We start from the raw sequence: 13,681 nt of genomic DNA on the forward strand, positions 1-13,681 counted from the left end.
GAAAAGTGTATCACACGCCCCCGAGGGCCCCGGTGACATAGCTGTAAACCCGCGCCTCCAGCCCGTCGCCCGCCGTGAACCGGACTCCGTCGTCCTGCCCGCGCAACCAGGTGATCTGGCGCTTGGCGTACTGACGCGTAGCGCGCAGCCCCCGGCGGATCATCGTGGGGTGGTCGCAGGCGCCTTCCAGGTAATGCCAGACTTGCCTGTATCCGACCGCACGAATCGCCGGGAGTTCCTCGCCCAGATCGCCGCGGCGGTGCAGCGCCACCACCTCGCCCACCAGCCCGGCGGCGAGCATGGCCCGGAAACGGGCCTCGATGCGCCGGTGCAGCCAGGCACGCTCCGGCGGCTCGAGGATGACCTTCAGCGGCGCCTCGTCCAGCCCCGGCAGCCCCGGCTCGCGCTGGACCTCGCTCAGCGGTCGGCCGGTGAGCCGGTAGACCTCCAGCGCCCGCTGGATGCGCTGGCTGTCGTTGGGGTGCAGCCGTGCGGCACTCTCCGGATCCAGGGCCCACAACCGCCGATGCAGCGCCTGCACGCCGTGGGCCGCCTCCTCCGCCGCCAACTCGGCGCGGATCCGGGTATCCGCCGGCGGCATGGGTGAGAGCCCGTGCTGAAGCGCCTGGAAATAGAGACCGGTCCCACCGACAAGCACCGGCAGCCGCCCGCGGCCGCGGATGGCGGCGATGGCCGCCTGGGCGTCGCGGGCGAACTCCGCCGCCGAGTAGCGCTCGACCGGGTCGCGGATGTCGATCAGATGGTGCGGGCAGCGCGCGCGCACCGCGCGGGAGGGCTTGGCGGTCCCGATATCCAACCCTCGATAGATCTGCGCCGAATCGACACTGACGATCTCCCCGCCCAGCCGCTCGGCCAGGGAGAGGGCCAGCTCGCTCTTGCCGACGGCGGTAGGCCCCATGATGAAGACCACCGGCGCCGCCATCACCGCCCCCGCATGAACAGCCGCGCCAGCGCCTCGTCGTCGAGCACGGTGTAGGTGGGCCGGCCGTGGTTGCACTGTGCCGCCCGCGGGGTGCGCTCGATATCACGCAACAGGGCGTCCATCTCGGCCCGCTCCAGGCGGCGCCCGGCGCGCACCGAGCCGTGGCAGGCCATCTGCGCGAGTAGCGCGTGCACCCGGTCCTCCACGCCACCGCCCGCCCCTTCCGCCTCCAGCGCCGCCACCGCGTCGCGGACCAGCGCCGCCGCGTCGGCCTCGGCGAGCAGCGCCGGCACCCGGTGCACCCGCACCGACTCCGGGCCGGCCCGATCCACCTCCAGACCGGCCTGCGCCAGGGTGGCTGCGTGCAGCTCCACCCGCTCGGCTTCGGCGGGGGGCACCGGAACGCTCACCGGCACAAGCAGCGACTGGGTGGCGATCCCCGAGGCCGCCAGCTGCGCCTTCATCCGCTCGTAGACCACTCGCTCGTGGGCGGCGTGCATGTCCACCACCACCAAGCCCCGCTGGGACTCGGCAAGGATGTAGGCGTCACGGATCTGCCCCACGGCGTGGCCCAGCTCCGGCTCGGCCTCCTGCCGGGTGGCCGGATCCCCCGGGGTGGCTGGCTCTGCGGGGGCAGCCGGTGCCCCCGCGCTCCCCGGGGTACCGGCGGGCGCACCGGCGCCACCGCCATAGAGCTGCCGGGCCTCAGCCAGGGGCAGCCCCAGCTCCGCGGTGCCACCCTGCGATCCGTCGGCCCCGGCACGCGGCGCTACAGCCGACGCCGCCCCCGGGGCCGTGCCAACACCGGCGGACGGGGCCCTACCAGGCGAACCCGTCGCCGCGGGTGCCGCCGCGCCGGCCGGATCCACCGTCGCCAGGGCGTCGGCAATCCGCCGTGCCAGGAAGTCGTGCACCGTGCGCCCGTCACGGAAACGCACCTCGTGCTTCATCGGGTGGACGTTGACGTCGACCCGCGCCGGATCCATCTCCAGGAAAAGGACATAGGCGGGGTAGTGGTCCCGGTAGAGGCAGTCGCTGTAGGCCTGGCGAATCCCGTGGGCCGCCCCCCGGTCACGCACCAGCCGCCCGTTGACGAACAGATACTGCAGATCCCCCTGGCGCCGCGCCGCGGTGGGCAGCCCCAGCCAGCCGCTGAGTTGCAGCCCGGCGCCCTCCAGCTCCACCGCCAGGGCGTGATCGGCGAAGGCACGCCCCAGCAGCTCGGCAAGGCGCTCGTGGCGCTCCGTCTCACTGACCGCCGGGGCCACCGACCACAGCCGCCGCCCCTGGTGGGCGAGCGAGAAACCGACATCGAACCGGCTCAGCGCCAACCGGCGCAGCGCCTCCTGGACGTGGTAAAGCTCGGTTCGCTCGGTGCGCAGGAACTTGCGCCGCCCCGGGGTGTTGTAGAAGAGATCATCGACGGTGACGGTGGTCCCCGGCGGCTGGGCCACCGGCTCCGGCGCGCCCAGCGCCCCGCCGTCGCACCGCAGCTGATAACCGAGCTCGTCGTCGGCGGTGCGCGAGGCCAGGGTCAGCCGCGAAACGGCGGCGATACTCGGCAGCGCCTCGCCGCGGAACCCGAGGCTGGCGATCCGCTCCAGCTCCTCGAGGCCGGTGAGCTTGCTGGTCGCGTGCCGACGCAGGGCCAGCTCCAGCTCCCCGGGCGGGATGCCGCCGCCGTCGTCGGCGATGCGGATACGCTGCTTGCCGCCGCGCTCGATCTGCACCTCGATGCGCCCGGCGCCGGCGTCAAGGCTGTTCTCGACCAGCTCCTTGACCACCGACCCGGGGCGCTCGACCACCTCGCCCGCGGCGATCTGGTCGATCAGATTATCCGGCAGGGGGTGAATGCCGCGCGTACTCATGCGCGCATTCTAAGGGATCACCAGTGTGCTGCCAGCGCGGATCTGATCCCCGGAGAGGTCGTTGACCTCGCGCAGGCGCTCGGTGCTGACCTCGTACCGCTGCGCAATCACCGACAGGTTCTCACCGCGCTGAACCTCGTGCTCGCGCTGGCCGTTCTGGCCTGCATCGGCCATGCGCAGCTCAGGGAGGATGTGGCGCTCGGCGTACTCGCGTACGCCGGCGACGATCCCCTCGGCCAGGTCACGCTGATAGCTGCGGGTGTTCAGCCGGCGCTCCTCCTCGGGGTTGGTCAGAAAGCCCAGCTCGATGAGCAGCGAGGGCATGTCCAGGGACTTGAGCACGGCAAAACCGGCCTGGTCGACGCGGTTGCGCAGCAGATCCGCGTGGCGGTCGAGCTGGGGCAGCAGGTACTCACCCATCTCCAGGCTCGCCTCAATCGTGTGCCCCCGGGAGAGGTCCACCAGCACCGAGGCCACGGTGTCGTCCTTGTCCTCCAGCGAGACCCCACCGATGAAGTCGGCCGCATTCTCCCGCCGCGCCAGCACCCGCGCCTGCTCCGAGGTGGCCCCGTCCAGGGACAGCGCGTAGACCGAGGCGCCCTTAACGTTGGGATTCTCCGCCCCATCAGCGTGAATGGAGAGGAAGATGTCGGCGTTGCCCTCCCGGGCGACCCGGGTGCGGTCGCGCAGGTTCATGTAGTAATCGCCCTCGCGAACCATCAGCGGCCGCAGGCCCTGGGCCTCCTTCATCAGGTCGTAGAGCTGGCGGGAAACCTCCAGGACCACATCCTTCTCGAAGGTCCCGTCGGGGCCGATGGCGCCGGGGTCGACCCCGCCGTGGCCAGCGTCGATGGCGACGATCACCTCGCGTGTCTCGCGCTCCGAGGCGGAGCGCACCGCCTGCCGGCGCTCGCCCTGCTTGCCGCCCAGATCCACCACCAGGCGCTGGCCGCCGTCGTCGCCGCCGCCGATCACGAAGCTGCGCGCCTCCACCTCGCGGCTGACGTCGAGGACCACGCGCAGCCCGCCGCCTTCCTGCCGGCCGGTGCGGATTCCATCGAGCACCCCGCCCCGCGGCAGATCAGCGGCACCGAGCTCGACGCCTTCGAAGTCGATCACCACCCGGTGCGGATCCGGCAGGGTGAAAACCCGATGCTCCGGCACCTGATCCAGGTCGAAGACCACCCGGGTGCGGTCGTCCTCATCGGAAAGCCGCACATTGTCGATAGTCGCGGCCGGCGCCGCATGGGCCGCCAGCAGCCCGATCAGCAGCCCGATCCATGCCAGGCTATAGCCCCGCCTCAACGCTCCTCCTCGCACCTCGCGATCGCCCGTTGCTGCCTCTCAAGGCTATGCCGGGCGCCGGCCGGCTTCAAGGGTTTTTTCCCGATAGACGAGAAGATAAGGAGCAAAACTCAAGCGCTACCTGAATCCAGCGCCGCCACCGCTCCGCGGCCTCGCGCCGTCTCGGCGCGGACCGTCGCACGCCGTGCGGCGCCGACGTACCCCAACGTCACCGATAGATCCGCGGGCGGCAGCACCCCGGCGCCGCGCCCCGGCCACTCGACCAGCGCCAGCGTCCCCGTCGCCTCGATCTCCTCGACGCCCAGGAAGTAAAGCTCCTCGGGGTCGGCCAGACGGTAAAGATCCAGGTGTAGGACGGACCCGGCGGCCGTGGCGTAGGGCTCGAGCAGCGTGTACGTGGGGCTGCGCACCGGGCCGGCCACCCCGCGGGCGCGCAGCAACCCGCGGGCCAGGGTGGTCTTGCCCGCTCCCAGGTCGCCGTGCAGGTAGACCAACCCCTCGGGGAGCACCGCGGCCAGCGCCGCCCCCAGGGCTTCGGTGGCCGCGGCGTCGGCGAGATCACACTGCCACATGCTCACGCCGCCGCCTCCCCCTCGGCGAGAACCGCCGGCAACCAGCCGAGCAGGTCGCTGGCGAGCAGGCCGCGCTCACCGCCCAGAGCCGCAGCGGCCCGCTCCCCGGCCCGGCCGTGGACGTGGGCCGCCACCGCCGCCATACGGGCCCGATCGCCCCCCGGACACTGGGCCCACAGCCCGGCCACCACCCCGGTGAGCACATCCCCCATGCCGCCGCTGGCCATCCCCGGCGTCCCGGCGCTGGCCAGATAGCGCGCTCGACCGTCGTCGACCAGGGTCCCCGCCCCCTTGAGCAGGGCCACCGCCTGCCACCCCGAGGCCAGCTCGCGCACGGCGGCGAAGCGGTCAGCGGCGATCGCCGTGGTGTCCCAGTCGGCGCCGAGCAACCGCGCCGCTTCACCGGGGTGCGGCGTCAGCACAGCGTCGGCCAGCGGCCGCCCGTCGGCGGCGAGCAGGTTGAGCCCGTCCGCATCGACCACGCGGGGGCGGGCCACATCCCGGCAAGCCGCCCACATCGCACGCCCCCAGGCCCCCTGGCCCAGCCCCGGACCCAGGGCGACCACGCTGGCGCGGCTGAGCAGCGGCGCCAGCTCCTCGGCACGATCGATGCCGTGGGCCATGACCGCCGGACACGGACCCACCACCGCCGGCACGTGCTCCGGGCGCGTCGCCACGCTCACCAGCCCGGCGCCGCTGCGCCCCGCCGCCTCGGTGGCCAGGCGCACCGCACCGGCCATACCGCGATCCCCGCCGACCACCAGCACATGCCCCTGCTGCCCCTTGTGCGCATCCCGCGGCCGGGGCGGCAGCAACGCGCCGACATCCGCCGGTGTCGCCTGCCACGCATGGGGCAACTCCGCGCCGGCGGTCCACGTCGCCGTACCGAGATCGTCGAAGACCACCGCCCCGGCGCAGGCCGGGCCGCGACCGGTGAACAGCCCACTCTTGCGGGCGACGAAGGTCGCGGTAAGCTGCGCCCGGACCGCGACCCCCATCTCGGCCCCGGTGCGCCCGTGGATGCCGGAGGGGATATCCACCGACGCCACCGGCGCGGGGGTGGCATTGACGGCCGTCACCGCCTCGGCGAACGCCCCGCTCACCGGCCGATCCAGCCCGGTGCCGAGCAGCGCGTCGACGATCACGTCGACCCCGTCCAGGGCCTCGGGCTCGAACGGTCGACAGATCCCGCCCCCGTCTAGGTAACGCTGCGCGTGGCGGGCCGCATCCCCGCTCAGCCGCTCCGGCGGCACCAGGTAGAGGACCTCCACCGCCAGCCCGGCCCGGCCGGCCAGACGGGCCACCACGTATCCGTCACCACCGTTGTTGCCGCCGCCGCAGACCACGGCCAACCGCCCTGCCCCCGGCCAACGCTGGCGCATCTCCTGCCAGAGCCGCCGGCCGGCACGGTCCATGAGCACCTCGCCGGCGATACCGGCACGGATGGCCGCCTGATCCAGGCGGGCCACTTGGTCGGGGGTGTAGAGCTCACGCATGGGGTTCTGCTCGCCTCCAGGTCGAACGCGCACGGCGGGGGGGGTTCCCCCCGGCCCCGGAACGCTCCATTCTGAACGGTCTATGCCCGACGCTGAACCGACCGCACTCCAGTCCGCCGCCCTCGCCGGCTCCATCCGCACCTGGGCCGCCGAGTTGGGCTTCTCGGCCTGCGGCATCGCCGGCACCGAGCTGGCGCAGGACGAAGCGCGCCTGATCCGCTGGCTGCAGGCTGGTCACCAGGGCGAAATGGGCTTCATGGGCCGCCACGGGCGCAAGCGGGCGCGGCCCCGGCAGCTGGTCCCCGGGACCCGTTCGGTGGTCGTGGTGCGCATGGACTACACCCCGGATCGGGCGGCGGAGCCCCGCGCCGTGCTTGAGGCCCGCCAACGCGCCTTCATCACCCGCTACAGCCTGGGCCGCGACTACCACAAGCTGATGCGACGGCGGCTGCAGCGACTCGCCGAACGCATCCAGTCCACCATCGGCCCCTTCGGCTACCGCGCCTTCGTCGACAGCGCCCCGGTCCTCGAGCGCGCGCTGGCTCGCGAGGCCGGGCTGGGCTGGATCGGCAAGAACACCATGCTGCTCAATCGCCACGCCGGGTCGTACTTCTTCCTCGGCGAGCTATTCACGGACCTGCCGCTGCCCACGGACGATCCGGTCCGCGCGCATTGCGGCAGCTGCCGACGCTGCCTGCGCGCCTGCCCGACGAACGCCTTCACCGGCCCCTACCAGCTCGACGCGCGCCGCTGCATCTCTTATCTGACCATCGAGCATCCGGGCTCGATCCCCGAGCCCCTGCGCCCGGCCATGGGCAACCGCATCTTCGGCTGCGACGACTGTCAGCTGGTCTGCCCCTGGAATCGTTACGCCCACCCCACCGCCGAGGACGATTTCCAGCCCCGCCACGGTCTGGACGACGCGGATCTGGTGGCGCTGTTCAACTGGGACGAGGCCACCTTCCTCGAGCGCACGGCGGGCTCCGCCATCCGGCGGATCGGCCACGAGCGATGGCTGCGCAACCTGGCGGTGGCACTGGGCAACGCCGCACCCACGCCCGAGGTGGTCGAGGCGCTCGGACAGCGGCTCAACCACCCCTCGGCCCTGGTACGGGAACACGTGCGGTGGGCCCTAGCGCGGCACGGAGCCACGCCGCGGGGGACGGACTAGGCGACCTGCAGCGGGATGCTGCCGCGCCGCTGGGTAATGCGGTTGTCCGCATCGAGATAAGCCAGAAGGGGCTGGAACTCGCCCAGCTCCGACTCCGGGACACCGGCGTAGGCGCAGATGATCACCCGATCACCCTCGCTGCACTTGTGGGCCGCCGCCCCGTTCATGGAGATCATCCGCGAGCCCCGCTCACCGATGATGGCGTAGGTCACAAAGCGCTCGCCGTTCTCGATGTTGTAGACGTGGATCTGCTCGTACTCGTGGATGCCGACTGCTTCCAACAGGTCCAGATCAATGGCGCAGGAGCCCTCGTACTCGAGCTCGGTCTGCGTGACGCGGGCCTGATGCAGCTTGCCCTTGAGCATGTTCAGTTGCATGGCTCAAACCTCTATGCCGCGAAATCACATGCCGATCCGATTGATGAAGAACCGGTCATGTGCACCTGCACAATCGGCAGCTCAGCGATTATGCACGCCCTCGGTTACCGGTTCAATCGCGCCTCGACGTTGTCGATCAGCCGCGCCGTACCCAGGCGCGCCGCCCCCAGGCACACCAGCCGCGGCTCATCCCCGCGCGGCTCGGCCAGATCATCGCAGCGGCGGACCGCTACGTACTCGGCGGCGTCGAACCCCGCCGCCTCCAGCCGCCGGCAGGCCTCGGCTTCGAGCTGCTGCCAGTCCCGCCGCCCGGCCTCCAGGGCCGCCGCCAACTCGCGGAGCGTGACGTAGAGCGCCGGCGCCCGCCGACGCTGCTCCGCATCCAAGTAGCCGTTGCGTGAACTCAGCGCCAGACCGTCGTCCTCGCGGACGACGGGCACCTCGACGATCTCCACCGGCAGATCCAGATCGGCCACCACCCGGCGCACCACCTGCAGCTGCTGGTAATCCTTGCGCCCGAAGGCCGCCGCATCCGGCTCGACGATGTTGAGCAGCTTGATCACCACCACCGCCACCCCGGCGAAGTGGCCCGGCCGGGCCGCCCCGCACAGGGTCTGCGTCAATGCCGGCACGTCGACCCCGGTCCAGGGCGGCTCGACGCCGGGGTACATCTCCCGCGCGGTGGGCGCGAAGACGGCGTCCACGCCGCGCCCCTGCAGGGCGGCCAGATCGGCGTCCAGCGTGCGCGGGTAGGCGTCGTAGTCCTCCCCGGGGCCGAACTGCAGCGGATTGACGAAGATCGACACCACCAGCCGGTCCACGCACCCGGCCAGGCGGTCGACCAGCTCCAGGTGGCCGCGATGGAGGTTGCCCATGGTCGGCACCAGCCCGACGCGCTCGCCGCGCCCGCGCCAGGCGCGCGAGAGCTCGCGCATGGCGTTGCGTTCGGTGACCCGCTTCAAGCCTCGAACCCGTGCTCTGGCCCTGGAAAGGTGCCGTCGCGCACCGCCGCCGCGTAGGCGGCCAGCGCCGCCTGCACACTCCCCGTCTCGGCACCGAAGGCCCGGGCGAAGCGCGGCGGCTGCTCGGTGACGCCGAGCACGTCGTGGAGCACCAGGATCTGCCCATCGCAGCCGCCGCCGGCGCCGATACCCACCACGGGGATGCTCAGCTGCTCGCTGAGCTGCCGCGCCAGGGGGGTGGGCACGCACTCGAGGATGAGCAGATCGGCCCCGGCCGCCTCCAGCGCCCGGGCATCGGCCTCCATGCGCTCGGCGTCGGCCTGCTCGCGCCCCTGCACCCGGTAGCCGCCGAGCTTATGGACCTGCTGCGGCTTCAGCCCCAAGTGGCCGCAGACCGGGATCCCGTTCACGGCCAGGCGCTCGACCAGCGCTGCCTGCTCGGCACCGCCCTCGAGCTTGACCATTTGCGCCCCGCCCTCCTTCATCAGACGCCCGGCGTTGTGCAGCCCCTGCTCCACGTCGGTATGGCTCATGAAGGGCAGATCCGCCACCACCAGCGCCCGCTGGCAGGCCCGTGCCACGCAGCAGGTGTGGTAGACGATGTCGTCCACGGTTACCGGCAGGGTGGTCTCGTGACCCTGGACGACCATGCCGAGGGAGTCGCCGATGAGCAGCAGATCCACCCCGGCGCGCTCGCAGGCGGCCGCGAAGCCGTAGTCGTAGGCCGTCAGACAGACCAGGGGCCGGCCCTCGCGCTTCATCGCGCGCATGCGGGAGACCGTCACGGCCCCGCCGGAGGCGTGCTTGCGATCACCGCTGGACATGGGAGTCAACCTCGGCTTGAGAAAGGTGGGACAGAGTACAGCGCCACTGGCTCCCGATTGAAGTACCCATCGCCGTAACGCGTCCAGCCTTCAGGCCGGTTCCTGCAGCGACCGGTGCTCGAAGCCGGCCACGGCGCCAACCCGCTCCAGGGCATCGACGCCGAGCGCCGCGGCGGCGTCGGCCAGCGCCCCGGCGCCGGGCAAGCGAACCCCGGGGGCGATCTCAAGCAGCGGATGGACCACGAACGGCCGCCGGGCCAGCTCCGGATGCGGCACCTGCAGCCGCGGCTCCTCCACCTGCATCTGACCGTAGAGCAGCAGGTCCAGATCCAGGGTCCGCGGCCCCCAGCGCACCCCGTCGCGCCGCCGCTGCTGCGCGGCCTCAATGCCGAGCAGGGCGTCGAGCAAGGCCAGCGGGCCCAGCCGCGTCTCCAGCGCCGCCACGGCGTTGATGAAATCGGGCTGTGCCGGCACGCCCGGCGCCTGCAGCGCCGGGTTGCGGTAGAGGCTGGAGACGGCCTGGACCCGGCAGTCGGCGAGCAGATCCAGGCGCACCACCGCCCGCTCGACCTGCCGGCGCGGCTGCTCGAGGTTACTGCCCAGGCCGACGTAGGCCGTGATGGCCGTGCTCATTCCGCCGACTCCTCCGGGGTCGACGCCGCGGTGCCATTCCCGCCACCCTCGCCATTGCCCTTGCCACGGCCCCGGCCGCCGCGCCGGCGCCGCCCACCGCGGCTGCTCTTCTTCTTCTGCGAGGGCGGGCGCTCGGGCTGCTCCTGGAACTCGCGCCACCACTGCGCCAGCTCGGCGGGGGCGTCACCCGCCCCGGCGCGCAGCTCGAGGAAGTCGTAAGCGGCGCGGAAGCGCGGATGCCCGAGCAGCCGCTGTGCCCGCTTGCCACCGCGCCGCGCGAAACGCGGCTGCAGGGTCCAGATCTCGCGCATGGGGATGCTGAAACGCTTGGGCAGCGCGATGCGCGCCTGCTGCATGGCCTGCACCTCGGCGGCCGCCTGCTGCAGCGCCGGGATCGGCGCCTCGCCGGCCTCGACCAGATCGGCCTCGCGCCGACGGACCGCCGGCCAGAGCAGCGCCGCAAACAGGAAGGCCGGGGTCACCGGCTTGTCGGCGCCGATGCGCTCGTCGGTATTGCGCAGCGCCGCGGCGATGAACGGCACCCACTGCTCGTTGCCCTCATCCTCCAGCGCCTCGGCGGTCAGCGGCAGCAGCGAATCGAACAGCCCATAGTGGCGCAGCATCTCGAAGGCATCCAGCGCGTCGCCGGACATGAACAGCTTCAGCGCCTCGTCGAAGAGCCGCGCCGGAGGCATGTCGGCCACGCTGCCGGCCATCTCGTGCATCGGCGCCGCCGTCTCCGGATGGATGCGGAAGCCGAGCTTCAGGGCGAAACGCACGGCACGCAGCATGCGCACCGGGTCCTCCTGGTAGCGCTCGCGCGGATCGCCGATCAACCGGATGACCCCGGCCTCCAGATCGTCCATGCCGCCGGCGTGATCGACCACGGAGAAGTCGTCGATGTTGTAGTAGAGGGCGTTGACGGTGAAATCGCGGCGCAGGGCATCCTCGGCCAATGTGCCGTAGACGTTGTCACGGACAATGCGGCCGTTCTCGATCACCCGCTCGCCGTCGGCACCATCGCCATCGCCGTCGCCATCGCCGTCCTCCGGCGGATGCAGGGCGCGGAAAGTGGCCACCTCGATGATCTCGGCGCCGAAGTGGACGTGAGCCAGGCGGAAGCGCCGGCCGATGAGCCGACAGTTGCGGAAGAGCCTGCGCACTTCCTCGGGCCGGGCGTCGGTGGCCACATCGAAGTCCTTGGGCTCGCGGCCGAGCGAGAGGTCGCGCACCCCGCCACCGACCATGTAGGCCTGGTAGCCGGCGTTGCGCAGACGGTAAAGGACTTTCAGGGCGTTATCGCTGATGTCCGCGCGCGAGATGCTGTGCGCATCCCGGGGGATGATGGTTGGCTCGGCTTCGGCCAGCCGTTGAAGTTGGAGACCATTGTCGGACGTAATGGCTAACCACCCTTGTGTGAGTGACGAAGATCGTTATAATACCACCCTCGTTGCTGACGGTTGAGCCGTACAGGACGAGACAGCGCTCCCATCGTCTAGCGGTTAGGACGCCGCCCTCTCAAGGCGGAAACAGGGGTTCGAATCCCCTTGGGAGCGCCACCTTACTCCTCTCTTCTTGAGCCGCGCAGCGGCCTCCCGGGTCCGCGCGCCTGCTGCCGGGAATCCCGACGTGAGCAAGACCGCCCTTGACGCCCCCAGCCGAGTCCTACGCGGCGGCCGTGTCTTCTCCGCCTTCGGCCTGCGAATCGGGGCACTCCTCTACGACCTGCTGCTCGTCGTCTCGATCATCTTCCTCGGCAGTGCGGTCTTCCTGCCGGTTTCGGGGGGTGAGGCGCCGGCGCCGGGCACTTGGCTGTCGGTCGCCTATCAGGTCTATCTGCTGGCGCTGGTCTATCTCTTCTTCGTGCTCTTCTGGACCCGTGGCGGCCGGACGCTGGGAATGCTGGCGTGGCGGCTGCGGGTGGTGAACGCCGAGGGGGTGCCGCCGACGCTGGGTCAGGCGAGCGCGCGTTTTGTGGCCGCGGGGCTGTCCTGGGCGCTGCTGGGTCTGGGCTTCGTTTGGGCGCTGTTCGATGCGGAGCATCGGGCGTTGCACGATCGTCTGGCGGGGACTTGGCTGATTCGCGAGCCCCACGAGGGGTGAGGCGGGCCGAGGGCTGACGGTGCCCGCGCGTTCGGTGCCCGCCCCAAGGCGCTTCGGCTGTCGTGCCACCCCGCATGCGGAAGGCCGGGAATCCCCCAGCGCGGGTGCGCCGATCATGCGGCTTCGAACGCCCATCATGGCCGAGAGTTACGTTGACCACCCAGACAGACGGGCGGACCCCGGGCCGATCGGGAGGATGAGGGAACAACGGGTGATCGCCATCGAGCGCCTTGCGAGCATCGAGCAGGTCCCGGCGGCTGAGTGGGATGCCTGCGCCGGGGAACAGGACCCGTTCACGAGCTACGGCTACTTGGCCGCCCTGGAGCGCAGCGGTTCGGCCACCACCGCCACCGGGTGGCAGCCCTGCCATCTGTTGGCCCGCGGCCCCGGCGGGACCGCACAAGGCGTTTGTCCGGCTTACATCAAAGACCACTCCTTCGGCGAGTTCATCTTCGATTGGGGGTGGGCCGACGCCTTCGAGCGCGCCGGCGGCCGTTACTATCCCAAGCTCCAGGTTGCTGTTCCCTTCACCCCGGTCACCGGGCCGCGTCTGGCCGTTCACCCCGATGCCGCGGAACCGGAAGCCATCCGCCGTGCCCTGGCCGGTGAGCTGACACAGATCTGCGCCGAACTCGGCCTCTCCTCGGTGCATATCACCTTCCCGCGGCGCGAGGAGTGGGAGGTTCTCGGCGAGTTCGGCTGGCTCCAGCGGACTGCCCACCAGTACCACTGGCACAACGCGGGCTACCGGGACTTCGAGGATTTCCTCGCCCACCTCAGCCAACGTCGGCGCAAGGAGATCCGCCGCGAGCGCCGCGCCTTGGCGGCGAGCGGGGTGGAGATCCACGCGCTGAGCGGCGACGAGGTCGGTGCCGAGCATCTGGACGCCTTTGACCGGCTCTATCAGCAAACTTGCTGGCAAAAGCTTGGCCCGGGGTACCTGACACGCCGCTTCTTCGACGAGCTGGCCGCACGGCTCGGTGACCGCACCCTCTGGGTCATGGCGCGCCTGGACGGGGCATGGATCGCCGGTGCGCTGCACCTTTTCGGCACCGAGGCGCTCTACGGGCGCAACTGGGGCTGCCGGCTGGACGTCCGCGAGCGGGTCCCGTACCTGCACTTCGAACTCTGTTACTACCAGGCCATCGAGCGGGCCATCGCGGCCGGCCTGCCGCGGGTCGAGGCGGGCGTCCAGGGCGAGCATAAGCTCCAGCGGGGTTACGCCCCGGTACCGACCTACGCCGCCCACTGGATCGCCCACCCCGGGCTGCGCGACGCAGTGGCCGACTTCCTCACCCGCGAACGCGAGCAGGTCGCCGAGGCGATCGAGATCCTCGATGGCCACACCCCCTACCGGGAGCGATAGGGGAAGCGTCGCCGACAGCCGAAGCGCCTTGGGGCGGCCGGGGTTCGGGGCGCCTTTCTGG

Annotated in this window: 13 protein-coding genes and 1 tRNA gene; 4 read left to right on the top strand and 10 right to left on the bottom strand. The window is 71.4% G+C overall.

What is annotated here, in order from left to right:
* Window positions 1-10: 10 nt before the first annotated feature.
* The 5 genes from miaA to LRF89_RS09050 all read right to left on the bottom strand — a co-directional run bounded on the left by miaA (window position 11) and on the right by LRF89_RS09050 (window position 6,184).
* Complete coding sequence (miaA, locus tag LRF89_RS09030; protein WP_238636946.1) at window positions 11-943, bottom strand: tRNA (adenosine(37)-N6)-dimethylallyltransferase MiaA; 933 nt, start codon at window positions 941-943, stop codon at window positions 11-13.
* A complete protein-coding gene (mutL, locus tag LRF89_RS09035) occupies window positions 943-2,811 on the bottom strand; it encodes a DNA mismatch repair endonuclease MutL (RefSeq protein WP_201168919.1) in 1,869 nt (622 codons plus the stop codon). The genes miaA and mutL overlap by 1 nt, the downstream gene beginning before the upstream one ends.
* A 9-nt stretch (window positions 2,812-2,820) precedes the next feature.
* Window positions 2,821-4,116 carry an N-acetylmuramoyl-L-alanine amidase gene (locus LRF89_RS09040; protein ID WP_238636947.1) on the bottom strand — a complete coding sequence of 432 codons (1,296 nt, stop codon included), beginning with the start codon at window positions 4,114-4,116 and terminating at the stop codon, window positions 2,821-2,823.
* A 110-nt stretch (window positions 4,117-4,226) separates the two neighbouring features.
* A complete protein-coding gene (tsaE, locus tag LRF89_RS09045; protein ID WP_238636951.1) occupies window positions 4,227-4,688 on the bottom strand; it encodes a tRNA (adenosine(37)-N6)-threonylcarbamoyltransferase complex ATPase subunit type 1 TsaE in 462 nt (153 codons plus the stop codon).
* Between the two features lie 2 nt (window positions 4,689-4,690).
* Entirely contained in the window at window positions 4,691-6,184 is a 1,494-nt protein-coding gene (locus LRF89_RS09050) for an NAD(P)H-hydrate dehydratase (RefSeq protein ID WP_238636948.1), read from the bottom strand.
* Window positions 6,185-6,266: 82 nt separating this feature from the next.
* Between LRF89_RS09050 and queG the strand changes: the two genes are divergently transcribed.
* Window positions 6,267-7,355, top strand: a complete 1,089-nt coding sequence (gene queG / locus LRF89_RS09055; protein WP_201168933.1) for a tRNA epoxyqueuosine(34) reductase QueG — start codon at window positions 6,267-6,269, stop codon at window positions 7,353-7,355.
* On the opposite strand, the gene panD is transcribed toward queG, so the two are convergent.
* The 5 genes from panD to pcnB form a co-directional block, all read right to left on the bottom strand.
* On the bottom strand, window positions 7,352-7,732 hold the full coding sequence (gene panD, locus LRF89_RS09060; protein WP_238636949.1) for an aspartate 1-decarboxylase: 381 nt from the start codon (window positions 7,730-7,732) through the stop codon (window positions 7,352-7,354). The two genes, queG and panD, sit on opposite strands and share 4 nt — an antisense overlap.
* Window positions 7,733-7,836: 104 nt before the next feature.
* Window positions 7,837-8,694, bottom strand: a complete 858-nt coding sequence (panC, locus tag LRF89_RS09065) for a pantoate--beta-alanine ligase (RefSeq protein ID WP_238635156.1) — start codon at window positions 8,692-8,694, stop codon at window positions 7,837-7,839.
* Window positions 8,691-9,518, bottom strand: a complete 828-nt coding sequence (gene panB, locus LRF89_RS09070) for a 3-methyl-2-oxobutanoate hydroxymethyltransferase (RefSeq protein ID WP_238636950.1) — start codon at window positions 9,516-9,518, stop codon at window positions 8,691-8,693. The genes panC and panB overlap by 4 nt, the downstream gene beginning before the upstream one ends.
* Before the next feature lie 90 nt (window positions 9,519-9,608).
* Complete coding sequence (gene folK, locus LRF89_RS09075) at window positions 9,609-10,151, bottom strand: 2-amino-4-hydroxy-6-hydroxymethyldihydropteridine diphosphokinase (protein WP_201241347.1); 543 nt, start codon at window positions 10,149-10,151, stop codon at window positions 9,609-9,611.
* Window positions 10,148-11,497, bottom strand: a complete 1,350-nt coding sequence (gene pcnB, locus LRF89_RS09080) for a polynucleotide adenylyltransferase PcnB (RefSeq protein WP_430654664.1) — start codon at window positions 11,495-11,497, stop codon at window positions 10,148-10,150. Before pcnB ends, folK begins: the two co-directional genes overlap by 4 nt.
* Before the next feature lie 138 nt (window positions 11,498-11,635).
* Between pcnB and LRF89_RS09085 the strand changes: the two genes are divergently transcribed.
* The 3 genes from LRF89_RS09085 to LRF89_RS09095 all read left to right on the top strand — a co-directional run bounded on the left by LRF89_RS09085 (window position 11,636) and on the right by LRF89_RS09095 (window position 13,620).
* Window positions 11,636-11,710: transfer RNA gene (locus LRF89_RS09085), tRNA-Glu, on the top strand.
* Window positions 11,711-11,780: 70 nt separating this feature from the next.
* A complete protein-coding gene (locus LRF89_RS09090) occupies window positions 11,781-12,254 on the top strand; it encodes an RDD family protein (protein ID WP_201168948.1) in 474 nt (157 codons plus the stop codon).
* A gap of 196 nt (window positions 12,255-12,450) precedes the next feature.
* Window positions 12,451-13,620, top strand: coding sequence for a GNAT family N-acetyltransferase (locus LRF89_RS09095; protein WP_201168950.1), 1,170 nt, complete (start codon window positions 12,451-12,453; stop codon window positions 13,618-13,620).
* The last annotated feature ends 61 nt before the right edge of the window (window positions 13,621-13,681 follow it).

This window comes from Halorhodospira sp. 9621, assembly GCF_022228055.1.
In the GTDB taxonomy this organism is placed as follows: Bacteria; Pseudomonadota; Gammaproteobacteria; order Nitrococcales; family Halorhodospiraceae; genus Halorhodospira; species Halorhodospira halophila_A.

What these genes read in the sequence shown, in the direction of transcription:
- miaA (WP_238636946.1), bottom strand. Translation starts at nt 943, where the DNA reads ATGGCGGCGCCGGTGGTCTTCATCATGGGGCCTACCGCCGTCGGCAAG.
- mutL (WP_201168919.1), bottom strand. Translation starts at nt 2,811, where the DNA reads ATGAGTACGCGCGGCATTCACCCCCTGCCGGATAATCTGATCGACCAG.
- tsaE (WP_238636951.1), bottom strand. Translation starts at nt 4,688, where the DNA reads ATGTGGCAGTGTGATCTCGCCGACGCCGCGGCCACCGAAGCCCTGGGG.
- LRF89_RS09050 (WP_238636948.1), bottom strand. Translation starts at nt 6,184, where the DNA reads ATGCGTGAGCTCTACACCCCCGACCAAGTGGCCCGCCTGGATCAGGCG.
- queG (WP_201168933.1), top strand. Translation starts at nt 6,267, where the DNA reads ATGCCCGACGCTGAACCGACCGCACTCCAGTCCGCCGCCCTCGCCGGC.
- panD (WP_238636949.1), bottom strand. Translation starts at nt 7,732, where the DNA reads ATGCAACTGAACATGCTCAAGGGCAAGCTGCATCAGGCCCGCGTCACG.
- panB (WP_238636950.1), bottom strand. Translation starts at nt 9,518, where the DNA reads ATGTCCAGCGGTGATCGCAAGCACGCCTCCGGCGGGGCCGTGACGGTC.
- folK (WP_201241347.1), bottom strand. Translation starts at nt 10,151, where the DNA reads ATGAGCACGGCCATCACGGCCTACGTCGGCCTGGGCAGTAACCTCGAG.
- LRF89_RS09095 (WP_201168950.1), top strand. Translation starts at nt 12,451, where the DNA reads ATGAGGGAACAACGGGTGATCGCCATCGAGCGCCTTGCGAGCATCGAG.